This is a genomic window from Mesorhizobium sp. M9A.F.Ca.ET.002.03.1.2, from assembly GCF_003952365.1.
Lineage (GTDB): Bacteria > Pseudomonadota > Alphaproteobacteria > Rhizobiales > Rhizobiaceae > Mesorhizobium.
Map to the genome: position 1 here is coordinate 5,574,110 of NZ_CP034443.1, position 12,473 is coordinate 5,586,582.

At 63.1% G+C, this 12,473-nt stretch carries 11 protein-coding genes; 5 read left to right on the forward strand and 6 right to left on the reverse strand.

The annotated features are described in order from the left end of the window. On the reverse strand, positions 1-1,329 hold the full coding sequence (locus EJ066_RS27035; RefSeq protein ID WP_126042986.1) for an aspartate aminotransferase family protein: 1,329 nt from the start codon (positions 1,327-1,329) through the stop codon (positions 1-3). A 254-nt stretch (positions 1,330-1,583) separates the two neighbouring features. Here EJ066_RS27035 and EJ066_RS27040 point away from each other — a divergent pair, with 254 nt between their 5' ends. Beyond that, positions 1,584-2,213 carry a TetR family transcriptional regulator C-terminal domain-containing protein gene (locus tag EJ066_RS27040; protein WP_245454984.1) on the forward strand — a complete coding sequence of 210 codons (630 nt, stop codon included), beginning with the start codon at positions 1,584-1,586 and terminating at the stop codon, positions 2,211-2,213. A 10-nt stretch (positions 2,214-2,223) separates the two neighbouring features. Here EJ066_RS27040 and EJ066_RS27045 read toward each other — a convergent pair whose 3' ends face one another. Then, on the reverse strand, positions 2,224-3,096 hold the full coding sequence (locus tag EJ066_RS27045) for a helix-turn-helix transcriptional regulator (RefSeq protein ID WP_126042988.1): 873 nt from the start codon (positions 3,094-3,096) through the stop codon (positions 2,224-2,226). A 103-nt stretch (positions 3,097-3,199) separates the two neighbouring features. Here EJ066_RS27045 and EJ066_RS27050 point away from each other — a divergent pair, with 103 nt between their 5' ends. Together EJ066_RS27050 and EJ066_RS27055 are read left to right on the forward strand one after the other, a co-directional pair. Beyond that, positions 3,200-4,039, forward strand: a complete 840-nt coding sequence (locus EJ066_RS27050) for an SDR family NAD(P)-dependent oxidoreductase (RefSeq protein WP_126042989.1) — start codon at positions 3,200-3,202, stop codon at positions 4,037-4,039. Beyond that, on the forward strand, positions 4,036-4,758 hold the full coding sequence (locus EJ066_RS27055) for an SDR family oxidoreductase (protein WP_126042990.1): 723 nt from the start codon (positions 4,036-4,038) through the stop codon (positions 4,756-4,758). Before EJ066_RS27050 ends, EJ066_RS27055 begins: the two co-directional genes overlap by 4 nt. A gap of 290 nt (positions 4,759-5,048) precedes the next feature. Here the strand turns inward: EJ066_RS27055 and preA are convergent, their stop codons facing one another. Beyond that, positions 5,049-6,362 carry an NAD-dependent dihydropyrimidine dehydrogenase subunit PreA gene (gene preA / locus EJ066_RS27060; RefSeq protein ID WP_126042991.1) on the reverse strand — a complete coding sequence of 438 codons (1,314 nt, stop codon included), beginning with the start codon at positions 6,360-6,362 and terminating at the stop codon, positions 5,049-5,051. A 2-nt stretch (positions 6,363-6,364) separates the two neighbouring features. Next, entirely contained in the window at positions 6,365-7,729 is a 1,365-nt protein-coding gene (locus EJ066_RS27065) for an NAD(P)-dependent oxidoreductase (protein ID WP_126042992.1), read from the reverse strand. A 234-nt stretch (positions 7,730-7,963) separates the two neighbouring features. Between EJ066_RS27065 and EJ066_RS27070 the strand changes: the two genes are divergently transcribed. Next, positions 7,964-8,743: a VOC family protein gene (locus EJ066_RS27070; protein ID WP_126042993.1), complete on the forward strand. Its 780-nt coding sequence runs from the start codon at positions 7,964-7,966 to the stop codon at positions 8,741-8,743. Positions 8,744-8,888: 145 nt separating this feature from the next. Here the strand turns inward: EJ066_RS27070 and EJ066_RS27075 are convergent, their stop codons facing one another. Then, positions 8,889-9,377, reverse strand: coding sequence for a hypothetical protein (locus EJ066_RS27075; RefSeq protein ID WP_189644373.1), 489 nt, complete (start codon positions 9,375-9,377; stop codon positions 8,889-8,891). A 194-nt stretch (positions 9,378-9,571) separates the two neighbouring features. Between EJ066_RS27075 and EJ066_RS27080 the strand changes: the two genes are divergently transcribed. Further along, on the forward strand, positions 9,572-9,919 hold the full coding sequence (locus EJ066_RS27080) for a DoxX family protein (RefSeq protein WP_126042995.1): 348 nt from the start codon (positions 9,572-9,574) through the stop codon (positions 9,917-9,919). A 20-nt stretch (positions 9,920-9,939) separates the two neighbouring features. Here the strand turns inward: EJ066_RS27080 and EJ066_RS27085 are convergent, their stop codons facing one another. After that, on the reverse strand, positions 9,940-12,381 hold the full coding sequence (locus EJ066_RS27085) for an FAD-dependent oxidoreductase (protein WP_126042996.1): 2,442 nt from the start codon (positions 12,379-12,381) through the stop codon (positions 9,940-9,942). Positions 12,382-12,473: the final 92 nt, after the last annotated feature.

Sequence of the window (12,473 nt, forward strand, 5' to 3'; positions counted from 1 at the left end):
CTAGTCCACCGCCCTCAGCACGTCGCGCACATGGTCGATCAACTCGTTGATCTGGCCCTTGGTGATGATCAGCGGCGGCGACAGCGCGATGATGTCGCCGGTGGTGCGGATCAGCGCGCCGCGCTCGAACGCCTTGACGAAGGCCGAGAAGGCCCGCTTCGTCGGCTGGCCGGCGATCGGCGCCAGCTCGATCGCGCCGATCAGGCCGATGTTGCGGATATCGATGACGTTCGGCTCGCCTTTGAGCGAATGCAGGGCATCTTCCCAGTACGGCGCCAGTTCCTCACCGCGGGTCAGCAGCCCCTCTTCCTTGTAGGTGTCGAGCGTGCCCAAGGCTGCGGCACAGGCGATCGGATTGCCCGAGTAGGTGTAGCCATGGAAGAACTCGATCATGTGCTCGGGGCCGGTCATGAAGGCGTCGTGGATTTCCTTCTTCACGAACACCGCTCCCATCGGGATGACGCCGTTGGAGACGCCCTTGGCGGTCGTCATGATGTCAGGCGTGACGCCGAAATAGTCGGCAGCAAACGGCGTACCGAGGCGGCCGAAGCCGGTGATGACCTCGTCGAAGATCAGAAGGATGCCGTGCTTGGTGCAAATCTCGCGCAGCCTCTCGAGATAGCCCTTCGGCGGCAGGATGACGCCGGTGGAACCGGCCACCGGCTCGACGATGACGGCCGCGATTGTCGAGGCATCATGCAGCGCGACGATGCGCTCCAGCTCGTTGGCCAATTCCGCGCCATGCTCGGGCACACCCTTGGTGAACGAATTCTTCTCCGGCAGATGCGTGTGCGGCATGTGGTCGACGCCGCCGAGCAGCGTGCCGAACATCTTGCGATTGGTAACGATGCCACCGACCGAGATGCCGCCGAAATTGACGCCGTGGTAGCCGCGCTCACGGCCGATCAGGCGGGTGCGCGCGCCCTCGCCCCTGGCGCGGTGATAGGCGATCGCCATCTTCAGCGCGGTCTCGACCGATTCCGAGCCGGAATTGGTGAAGAACACATGGTCCATGCCCTTCGGCGCGATATCGACCAGACGGTTGGCCAGCTCGAAGACGATTGGGTGCCCCATCTGGAACGCCGGCGCATAGTCGAGTTCGGCGGCCTGGCGCTGGATCGCCTCGGTGATCTTCGGCCGGCAGTGGCCGGCATTGACGCACCACAGGCCGGCGGTGCCGTCGAGAACCTTGCGCCCGTCGCTCGTCGTATAATGCATGTCCTTGGCGGACACCATCATGCGAGGCGCCTGTTTGAATTGCCGGTTTGCCGTGAACGGCATCCAGAATGCGCTGAGATCGTTCGGCGTGACTTTCAGCCGGTTGGACATGACCAAGACTTCCCCTTGTAACTGTTTCGGTGCGGCTAACGCTTGGTCTTCCCAACACTTGGTCTCTGCTGCGTTTTCGTGCTACGCAAATTTTTGACCGATTGGACAAACGTTAGCACCGCCCTGTCGGCGGTCAAGGGATTACTAGCGGAAATGCGGCATCTGAAGCGCGCTCCACAGGCCGGAGAAAAACTGGTCCAGAGAATTGGTCCAGACGGCCCTCGCGGCAACGTCTTGCGGGGATGACGACTGGCATGGACACAGCAGCTCCTCGCCGCACCCGCATCCAGCAGGAAAAGCGCGAGCTCATCCTGGAGGCAGCGCTCGAGGTCTTCTCGACCAACGGCTTTCGCGGCTCGACCATCGACCAGATCGCCGAAGCAGCCGGCATGTCGAAGCCAAATCTGCTCTACTATTTCCGCCGCAAGGAGGACATCCACGAGACGCTGATGAAGCGGCTTCTGGACACCTGGCTGGCGCCGCTGCGCGAACTCGACGACATCGGCGACCCCCTGACCGAATTGCGCAGCTACATCAGGCGCAAGCTGGAAATGGCGCGCGATTTTCCGCGCGAAAGCCGCCTGTTCGCCAACGAGATCCTGCAGGGCGCGCCGCGCATCATGCCCATGCTGGAAGGCGAGTTGAAGACGCTGGTCGACGAGAAGGCTACCGTCATCAAGGGCTGGATGCGCGCCGGCAAGATCGCCAAGACCGATCCCTGGCACCTGATCTTCTCGATCTGGGCGACGACGCAACACTATGCCGATTTCGACGTCCAGGTCCGCGCCGTGCTCGGGCCCAACCGCGGCGGCGACGGCCGCTTCGAGGATGCGGCAAGATTTCTCGAGCAACTGTTCATCGACGGGCTGAAGCCGAAGGGCTGATTGCTGTAGGTCAGGCGCTGCGTCGCTCGACCGGAAGCGCATCAAGCAGTCTTTGCAGCTTGGCGATCGAGTTCTGCTCGGCAAGCGGCGTGTAGACAATCAGCCTGATGTCCGAGCCGTCGTCGATCGAAAGGCTCATATGCTCGAAGGCCATCGCGCCCACAGCGGGGTGTCGAACGTGCTTCACCCCTGATAGTTTCCGGGCGACATCGCGTAGCGGCCACCAGTCGCGAAACTCCGGGCTTGAGCGCATCATCAGCGCGATCAGGCGGTCGAAATCCGGGTCGCCGACATATTTGGCGCTCTCGGCACGGAACGAGGCGAGCACCACGCGGGCAAGCTCTTCCCAGTCGACCAGCAGGCGGCGATGGTGCGGGTTGGTGAACACCATGTGGACGATATTGCGCGCATCGCCCTCCAGCAGGCCATAGTCGCCGAACACCGCAGCCGCAGCCGGGTTCCAGGCCAGCACGTCCCAGCGCCGGCCGACGACATAGGCCGGCTGTAGAACGAGGCTTTGCAGCATATGCAGCAGCGGACCGTCGACCTTTTCCGGTGACGCCACACGACGCTCCAGCGGCTGGCGGCCGGCAAGGATGAACAGATGTCGCTTCTCCACGGCGTCCAAGCGTAATGCCTCACAGAGCGCCGTCAGTACCTCGACGGAAGGCCGCACGTCCCTGCCCTGTTCGAGCCAGGTGTACCAGGTCGTGCCGACACCAGCGATCATCGCCACCTCCTCGCGCCTGAGCCCCGGCGTGCGTCGGCGCTGGCCCGCGGCGATGCCGGCAACCTGCGGCGACAACCTTTCGCGCCGCGAGCGCAGGAACGCGCCGAGCTCGCGTCGGCGGCTGTCTTCAGGAGAATGTGCGGAAGCATCCATTAGCCCATTATAGCAGTATCGATACCAGGATAAAGTTTGAACTGTTTGGCGCGCGCCAAGCATCCCATCTTGCATTCAGAGCAGCAGAATGGAGGCTCTGAATATGGAACTGAAAGACAAGATTGTCCTCATCACCGGATCGACAGATGGCGTCGGCCGCGTCGTTGCCGAGAGGCTCGGCGCCAGCGGCGCGCATATCCTGGTGCATGGCCGCGATGCAACAAGAGGCAAGGCAACCGTCGCCGCGGTAGAAGCCGCCGGCGGCGAGGCCGAATTGTTCGTTGCCGATCTCTCGTCGCTCGCTGAAGTCCGCCGCCTCGCAGAGGCCGTGCGCGCAAAATCCAGTCGGCTCGACATCCTCATCAACAATGCCGGCATCGGCACTGCCGATCAGAGCGCCAGGCGACAGGTGAGCGCCGACGGCTACGAGTTGCGTTTTGCTGTCAATTACCTCGCCGGCTTCCTGCTGACGTCAGAACTTCTGCCGCTGCTAAAGGCAAGCGCGCCGGCGCGCATCGTCAACGTCGCCTCGGCCGGCCAGCAGGCGATCGATTTCAGCGACGTCATGCTGACCCGCGATTACAGCGGCGTGCGCGCCTACTGCCAGAGCAAGCTGGCGCAGATCCTTTTCACCATCGACCTAGCCGAGCAACTGAAGGGCACCGGCGTCACCGTCAATTCCCTGCACCCCGCGAGCTACATGAACACCACGATGGTCCGGCAGGCAGGCGTCACGCCATGGAGCTCGGTCGAAACCGGCGCGGACGCCATCCTCAACCTTGCGACATCGCCCGCGCTCGAAGGTCGAAGCGGCCTCTATTTCGACGGCCTGCGGGAATCGCGCGCCGACGCCCAGGCCTATGACGAAAAGGCCAGGCAGCAACTGCGAGAGTTGAGTCTCGACTTGGTCGAATCCCTCACATCGAAGGAACAGCATTCATGAGAGAGAAAATCCAGCACACCGTCATCATCGGCGGCTCTTCCGGCATCGGCCTTGCCACGGCGCGCAAACTGCTTGGCCCGGGCATGAAGGTGACGATCACCGGCCGCAACCCGGAGAAGCTCAAAGGCGCATGGCATAGCCTTGGCGGCGCTGTCGAAAAGGCAGCCTTCGATGCCGCAAAGTCTGACGAGGTCCGCCAATTCTTTGATGCTATCGGCCCGTTCGACCATCTTGTTCTGGCCGCCAGCGGCGGCAAGGGACTTGGCCCGTTCGAAACACTTGACCTGGCCGATATCGGCGGCGGCTTCGACGAGAAAGTCCGGCCGCAGCTCTCCTGCCTGCAGGCGGCGTTGCCGACGCTGAGCAAGAGCGGATCGGCGACCTTCATTTCGGCGGTATCGGCACAATTGTCGGCACCGGGCGTCGCCGGCATCGCCGCCATCAACGGCATGCTGCTGACCGTTGTGCCGATCCTGGCGATAGAGTTGAAGCCGCTGCGCGTCAACGTCGTGGTGCCCGGCGTCATCGACACGCCCTGGTGGGACTTTTTGCCGGACGAGCAGCGCCAGGCGATCTTTGCCGATTATGCCGGCAAGACCCCGGTCGGCCGCATCGGCCGCGCCGAAGACGTCGCCAGCGCGATCGCCTTCCTCGTCTCCAACGGCTTCATGACGGGCCAGGTGCTGACCTGCGACGGCGGCCTGCGCTTTGCGGCGTGAGCAGGGGCGCGGTCGCCATTCGAGGCGGCCGCCGCTATGCGCCGTCTTCGGAGGCGGTTGCAGGACCTCAGTTCCTCGCCCCCGCGGGAGCGGGGGAGAGGTGGCCCGGCGTAGCCGGGACGGAGAGGGGGACGACATTTGCGAAGCCGGAAACCGGTGAAGAACGGGCGCGAGCAGCATAGGAAGTCCATCAGGAGCCTTGGACATTTCCCAGCCGCTGCGAAGGCCCCTCTCCGTCCCGGCTTCGCCGGGCCACCTCTCCCCACTTCGTGGGGCGAGGAAATCCCAGTCTATTCCGCCGCCACCTTGGCCATCGGGTTGTTCGGATGCGTCGTCCAGTTGGCATAGACCGGCGACACCGGCTTGCCGGTGCGCTGGTCCATCACGCCGGCCGCCAGCGGCTCCATGGTGATGCAGTTCTCCACCGGGCAGACATTGACGCAGAGGTTGCAGCCGACGCATTCGGCCTCGATCACCTCGAAATGCCTGACGCCGTCGACGATTGCGGTGATCGCCTGGTGCGAGGTGTCCTCGCAGGCGATGTGGCAGCGGCCGCATTTGATGCAGGCCTCCTGGTCGATATGCGCCTTGGCGACATAGTTGAGGTTGAGATATTGCCAGTCGGTGACGTTGGGAGTGGCGCGGCCGACGATGTCGTCGAGCGAGGCATGGCCCTTCTCGTCCATCCAGTTCTCCAGGCCGGCGATCATCTCCTGCACGATCTTGAAGCCATAGGTCATCGCCGCCGTGCACACCTGTACGTTGCCGGCGCCGAGCGCCATGAATTCAGCGGCATCGCGCCATGTGGTGATGCCGCCGATGCCGGAGATCGGCAGCCCATGCGTTTCCGGATCGCGCGCGATCTCGGCCACCATGTTCATGGCGATCGGCTTCACCGCCGGGCCGCAATAGCCGCCATGCGAACCCTTGCCGTCGATCGTCGGCTCCGGTGCGAAACTGTCGAGGTCGACGCCGGTGATTGAGTTGATGGTGTTGATCAGCGACACCGCGTCGGTGCCGCCGGCAAGCGCGGCCCGCGCCGGCTTGCGTATATCGGTGATGTTGGGCGTCAGCTTGGTGATAACAGGCATGCGGGTGTTGGCCTTGCACCAGCGGACCACCATTTCGATGTATTCCGGCACCTGGCCGACGGCGGCGCCCATGCCGCGTTCCGACATGCCGTGCGGGCAGCCGAAATTGAGCTCGATGCCGTCGGCTCCCGTCTCCTCGACCACCGGCAGGATCGCTTTCCACGCATGCTCCTCGCAAGGCACCATCAGCGAGACGACGATGGCGCGGTCGGGCCAGTCCTTCTTGACCTGCTTGATCTCGCGCAGATTGACCTGCAGGTCGCGGTCGGTGATCAGCTCGATGTTGTTCAAGCCGAGCAGGCGGCGATCGGCGCCCCAGATCGCGCCGTAGCGCGGGCCGTTGACATTGACCACCGGTGGGCCTTCTTCGCCGAGCGTCTTCCACACAACGCCGCCCCAGCCCGCCTTGAAGGCGCGGATGACGTTGTAGGCCTTGTCGGTCGGCGGCGCCGAGGCCAGCCAGAACGGATTCGGCGATTTGATGCCGACGAAATTGTTTCTGATATCTGCCATGCTCATGCCCTCCCGTTTGAGGTCAGTGCCCGGTGGATCGATTCAGCCGCGTCGCGGCCTTGCGCCACGGCTGAGACGGTGAGGTCGTCGCCACCAAAAATGCAGTCGCCGCCGGCCCAGACATTGGCGAGCGACGTGCGGCCCTCGGCATCGACCTTGATGCGGCCGCCTTCCAGCTCAAGCAAAGCGCCGCTGCCATTGAGCGCGGCCGGGACAAAACTCTGGCCGATCGCCTTGAACACCTGGTCGGCGACAAGCGTCAGCCGCTCGCCGGTGCCGACGAGCTTTTCGTCCTTCAAGGCCGTGTATTCGAGCTCGATGCCCGCGACCTTGCCGCCTTCGGCAATGACCCGCTTCGGCTGCAGCCAGTGACGGATGGTGACGCCGTTGGCGGCGGCCAGATCCTGCTCGAATTCGGAGGCGTTCATGTGCTCCTGGCCGCGCCGGTAGCAGATCGTCACCTCTTCGGCGCCGAGCAGCTTTGACTGCACCGCCGCATCGATCGCCGTCATGCCGCCACCGATGACGACGACACGCCGGCCGACCGGCAGGCGCGAGAGATCGCTGGCCTGGCGAAGTTCGGCGATGAACTCCACCGCATTGGTGACGCCTTGCGCTTCCTCGCCGTCGGCGCGCAGCGCGTTGACGCCGCCAAGCCCCATGCCGAGAAACACCGCATCGTAATTCCTGGTCAGGTCCGCCAGATGGTAGTCGCGGCCGAGCGCCTTGCCGTTCTGGATATCGATGCCGCCGATGTCAGTGATATAGTCGACCTCGGCTTGGGCGAAATTGTCGATGCTCTTGTAGGCGGCGATGCCGTATTCATTGAGGCCGCCGGCCTTCGGACGGGCTTCCAGAATGGTCACCTCATGACCGTGACGGGCGAGCCGATGAGCGGCCGCAAGCCCAGCCGGTCCAGCGCCAACCACGGCGATCGTCTTGCCGGTCGGCGCGGCGCGCCCGTAGTACTGCTTGTTCTCAGCCATGGCGACGTCGGTGGCATAACGCTGCAAGCGGCCGATCTGCACCGGCTTGCCTTCAGCCACCTCACGCACGCAGACTTCTTCGCACAGCGTTTCGGTCGGGCAGACGCGGGCGCACATGCCGCCCAGTATGTTCTGATCGAAAATCGTCTTGGCCGAGCCGATCGGATTGCCGGTCGAAATCTGGCGTATGAACAGCGGAATGTCGATCGAGGTCGGGCACGCGTTCATGCACGGCGCATCATAGCAGAAATAGCAGCGGTCGGACTCGACCAGCGCCTCGTGGTGATCGAGCGGCGGATGCAGGTCGGCAAAATTATCCGCATATTGTTCGGGCGAAAGCCGGCCGCCGGCAATACCCTGCTTGAAATGACCAGTCGCCATTCCGCTTCCCCTTTGTTTTCGTTTTGGCGAAGGCTAGCACGTTTTGTTTTTTTATCAATTGGTCAATTTTCAGCGCAACTCGCTGAAATATCGGGATAAAAACTTGATACATACACTCATGTTATTGGATGCTTGCGCTGCAAACTTTTGGCTCGGCTGTCGGATTTTCGTCGCGAAGATCGTCCTAGAATGGACCACGCATGATCGATGACTGGAAACCCAAGGAGCACGACAATGCCAAAGTCCCCGATGCCCTTTTTCTTCTGGTACGAACTGATGACCACCGATCTCGATGCCGCCGAAGCGTTCTACACTGACGTGGTCGGCTGGAAGGCGCAGCCTTTCGACATGGCACCCGGCATGCCGCGCTACATAGTCATGAATGTCGGCGAGCGCGGCGTCGGCGGGCTGATGACGCAGCCAGAAGAAGTACGCAAGATGGGTATGCCGCCGGCCTGGGTCGGTTATATCCACACGAAAGACGTCGATGCCTCGACAAAATCGTTGAAGGAAGCCGGCGGTACGGTTCACCGCGAACCCGACGACATTCCCGGCGTCGGCCGCTTCGCCGTCGTCGCCGATCCGCAAGGCGCGGTGTTCAATTTCCTGCAGCCCGACGGCCCGGACCAACCTGCCCTGCCAGCCACTACTCCTGGCAATATCGGCTGGCATGAGCTCTATACAACAGACTGGAAGGCGGCCCTCGATTTCTACTCCGACCAGTTCGGCTGGGAAAAGGGCGATGCCATGGATATGGGGCCGATGGGCATCTACCAGCTCTTTACCGCCGGCGGCGAACCTATTGGCGGCATGATGAACAAGCCCGAGCAGATCCCGGTCCCGGTCTGGCAGTTCTATTTCAATGTTCCTGCCATCGACGCCGCGGCCAAGCGCGTGACCGACAATGGCGGTCAGATCCTGATGGGCCCGATGGAGGTTCCGGGTGGAAGCTGGATCGTGATGTGCACAGATCCGCAAGGCGCCCATTTCGCGCTGACGGCGCCGGTGCGGTAACAAACATCGCGTCGCCATCGGCGAAGCCGGTGGCAACAGCCGATCTCTCCCCTCGTGGGAAGATGTCCGGTCCATCCTCCGCAACTGCTGCGGAGGACGGGCAGTACAGAGAGGGCCTGTCCTTCCGACCTCATACTCTTGGGAGTTATTCCGGCGTCAGCACCGCCACTTTGAGGTCAGCCTTCTTCGCGCCGCTGAGCTGAACGGTGGCCGGACCGGCGGATAGCTTGAAACGCACGCTTTTGCGAATGCCCGGGCAGGTCTTCACGCCGCTGAAACCCGCCGACTTCACGGCATGGCCGTCCTGCACGACATCGATCCAGGCCTCATCAGACAGGCTAAACTGGAGTTCGCCTTCAGGTGGTACGGTCACGCTTGCCGTCGCGCCGAATGTGCCGGCTGCCGGTGCATGTTCCGGCGGCACTTCAAAGCTGACCGTGTCGATCGCTGCGAGCGTGAAATCCATCGCTTGCCCGACCGTCAGGGCGGTGCCCGGCTGCGCGGCGGGCGCCGTCGCAAACAGGGCCTGCTCGCGTGTCACCGGCCATTTGAAGGTATCACAGCCGGCGTCGCCGGCCATGGCGACGCTCGTGCCTGTAAGGATTGCGAATAGGCTGACGACGACTTTTTTCATGGCAAAGGTAACCCGCATGGTTTGGAACTACACATCAATACAACCACAGAGATACGAATGCAACTATAGCGAGAAAAAATATGAGGTGAAACTATTTCCAATCACCGATAGTTGATGGCAGGCCATGGGAAGTGAGTGGTCCATGGCTTGGCCATAATTTATGGCCGGTCCCGAGGGGTGAAATGGAGCTTTCGATGAAGTTTTTTGACGGCCTCGCCAAATATCAGTGGCAGGCTCTGGCTGTGCTTCGCATCATGACGGCGCTGCAGTTTATGGAGCACGGCACCCAGAAACTGTTCAATTTTCCCGTCAGCGACCAAGCCGGCGCCCTGAACGGCCTGTCGCTGACCGCGGGCATCCTCGAATTCGCCGGCGGCATCCTGCTGGTGTTGGCGATCGCCTATTTCATGGCGCACATGCCGCAGGGCTTCTTTCCGGTCAACAATGGCGGCGATTCGGCGATCTCCTTCTGCTTCATCTTCCTCTATCTGGTGTTCGCCGGTCCCGGCGCTTTTGCACTGGACAACCGCCGCAGCGCTTGAGTCACCGACGAGCGGCGCCTTCACCCCCGCATCCGCGCGAGATTCGCGTCGAACAGCGGCGACGGCTGCACGCGCGCGGGGTAGCGTTTGCCCAGCAGCTCGATCTCAAAACCGTCGGCCTCGTCGGCGATTTCCTTCGGCACATAGCCCATGGCGACGGATGTCTTCGAATGATGCGCGTAGCCGCCTGACGTGACCCAGCCGCGCACGGCGCCATCGAACCAGATCGGCTCGTCGCCGATGACGTCGGCGTCCGCCGCATCGACGACAAAGGCGCGCAGCCGCAGCTTGCCGCCTTGCTGGCGCTCAGTGAGCGCCGCCTGCTTGCCGATGAAATCGGCCTCCTTGCCATAGGCGACGAAACGGTCGAGCCCGGCCTCCAGCGGCCCATAGATCGGCCGGTATTCGCGCGCCCATGAGCCGTAATTTTTCTCCAGTCGAAGCGCGTTGAGCGCGCGCGAGCCGAACAGGCCGATGCCGAATTCTTCGCCCGCCGCCATCAGGGTCTGGTACGCGGCACGCTGATATTCCGGCGCGACCCAGATCTCGTAGCCGAGATCGCCGGTGTAGCTGACGCGGCCGACCAGGCACGGCGCCATGCCGATATCCATCTTGCGGACGGCCATGAACGGAACCGCCGCATTCGACACATCCGCCCGCGTAACCTTTGCCAGCACGTCCCGCGCATTCGGTCCGGCGATCGACAGGCCCGTCAGCTTCGTCCCCAGCGCCTCGATACGGACCGAACCGTCCTGCGGCAGATGCGCCTCGAACCAGCGCATGTGATACTGCTCGGCAATGCCGGAGCCAGCGAGAAACCAGCCGTCCCCGTTGGAATTGGGACTGCCGAGATTGGCCAGGGAGAAATCGCCGATCAGCTTGCCATCCTCCTTCAGCATCGGCGCCAGCGTCATGCGGCCGGGTTTTGGCAGCTTGCAGGCAAGCAGGCGGTCGAGCCAGGCCGCCGCGCCCCCGCCCGTCACCCTGTATTTGGCGAAGCTCGAAATTTCCGACAGGCCGACGCCACCGCGAACCGTCTTCACCTCGTTCGCGACATGCTCGAAATCGCTCGATCGCCGCCACGAGAACTCGTCCATGACGCCCTCCGGCGCGTACCACAGCGGCACTTCCAGCCCATAGGCCACACCCCATTGCGCGCCCTTGGCCGACAGAAGATCGTAGACCGGCGTGGTCTTGAGCGGCCGCCCGGCAGGCAGCTCCTCATTGGGGAAGCGGATGGAAAAACGCCGCGAATAATTCTCGCGCACCTTGGCGTTGGTATAGGCCATCGTCGCCCAGTCGCCATAGCGCGAGACATCCATCGCCCAGATGTCGGCACCGGGATCGCCCTCGATCATCCAGTTCGACAGCGCCAGACCGACGCCGCCACCCTGTGAAAAGCCGGCCATGACGCCGCAGGCGACCCAGAAGCCTGGCACGCCGCGCACCGGCCCGACCAGCGGGTTGCCGTCCGGCGCGAAGGTGAAGGGGCCGTTGATGATCTGCTTGATGCCGGTATTCTGGAAGGCCGGGAAATGCCTGAAGCCGACCTCCAGCGATGGCGCGATGCGATCGATGTCGGGCTCCAGCAGTTCATGGCCGAAATTCCACGGCGTGGAAAATTCCGACCATGGCTTGTTGGCCTTCTCATAGGTGCCCATCAGCATGCCGCCCCGTTCCTGGCGCAGATAGAGCTCACCGTCGAAATCGACCGCGTGGATGATCTCCGTGCCGGTCTTCTGGTTCCAGGCGGCGACCTCCGGCATGTCCTCGGTAATCAGGTACATGTGCTCCATCGCCAGCACCGGCAGCTCCAGCCCGACCATGCGGCCGACCTCGCGTGCCCACAGGCCGCCGGCGTTGACGACATGCTCGGCCACCACCTCGCCCTTGTTGGTGAGGACGCGCCACAGCCCGTCGGGACGGCGAACGATATCCTCGACCTTGGTGAAGCGTTCGACCTCGGCGCCAAGTTTTCTGGCCGCCTTGGCATAGGCGTGAGTGACGCCCGATGGATCGAGATGGCCGTCCTCCTTGTTACGAACGGCGCCGACGAACTGCTTGGGGTCGAGCAGCGGCATCAGCCCGGCCGCCTCATCAGGTGAAATCTCTTCAAGATCGATGCCGAGATAGCGACCCTTGGCGACGACGCTGCGCAGCCAGTCGAGCCGCGCCTCGGTCGCCGCCAGAAGCACGCCGCCGGTCAGATGCACGCCGGTCGCCTGGCCGGACAGCTCCTCGATCTCCTTGTAGAGCGAGATCGTGTATTTCTGCAGCTTGGCGACGTTGGGATCGCCATTGATCGTGTGCATGCCGCCGGCCGCGTGCCAGGTCGAGCCGGAGGTCAGTTCGTCGCGCTCCAGGAGCACGATGTCGGTCCAGCCGTGACGGGCCAGATGGAACAGCACGGAACACCCGACGACGCCTCCGCCAATGACCACGACCTTTGCATGCGATTTCATGGGTTTTCTCGTTATTTCAGGGAGTTGGAGGAGAGAAGTGAATCGAGACGAGGAGATTCTGGTCTACAGTTGCGAGGCCGGCGCCGCCCCTC

Bases quoted from the DNA above. Each gene is read 5' to 3' on its own strand.
- EJ066_RS27035 (WP_126042986.1), bottom strand. From the start codon at position 1,329: ATGTCCAACCGGCTGAAAGTCACGCCGAACGATCTCAGCGCATTCTGG.
- EJ066_RS27040 (WP_245454984.1), top strand. From the start codon at position 1,584: ATGGACACAGCAGCTCCTCGCCGCACCCGCATCCAGCAGGAAAAGCGC.
- EJ066_RS27045 (WP_126042988.1), bottom strand. From the start codon at position 3,096: ATGGATGCTTCCGCACATTCTCCTGAAGACAGCCGCCGACGCGAGCTC.
- EJ066_RS27050 (WP_126042989.1), top strand. From the start codon at position 3,200: ATGGAACTGAAAGACAAGATTGTCCTCATCACCGGATCGACAGATGGC.
- EJ066_RS27055 (WP_126042990.1), top strand. From the start codon at position 4,036: ATGAGAGAGAAAATCCAGCACACCGTCATCATCGGCGGCTCTTCCGGC.
- preA (WP_126042991.1), bottom strand. From the start codon at position 6,362: ATGGCAGATATCAGAAACAATTTCGTCGGCATCAAATCGCCGAATCCG.
- EJ066_RS27065 (WP_126042992.1), bottom strand. From the start codon at position 7,729: ATGGCGACTGGTCATTTCAAGCAGGGTATTGCCGGCGGCCGGCTTTCG.
- EJ066_RS27070 (WP_126042993.1), top strand. From the start codon at position 7,964: ATGCCAAAGTCCCCGATGCCCTTTTTCTTCTGGTACGAACTGATGACC.
- EJ066_RS27075 (WP_189644373.1), bottom strand. From the start codon at position 9,377: ATGAAAAAAGTCGTCGTCAGCCTATTCGCAATCCTTACAGGCACGAGC.
- EJ066_RS27080 (WP_126042995.1), top strand. From the start codon at position 9,572: ATGAAGTTTTTTGACGGCCTCGCCAAATATCAGTGGCAGGCTCTGGCT.
- EJ066_RS27085 (WP_126042996.1), bottom strand. From the start codon at position 12,381: ATGAAATCGCATGCAAAGGTCGTGGTCATTGGCGGAGGCGTCGTCGGG.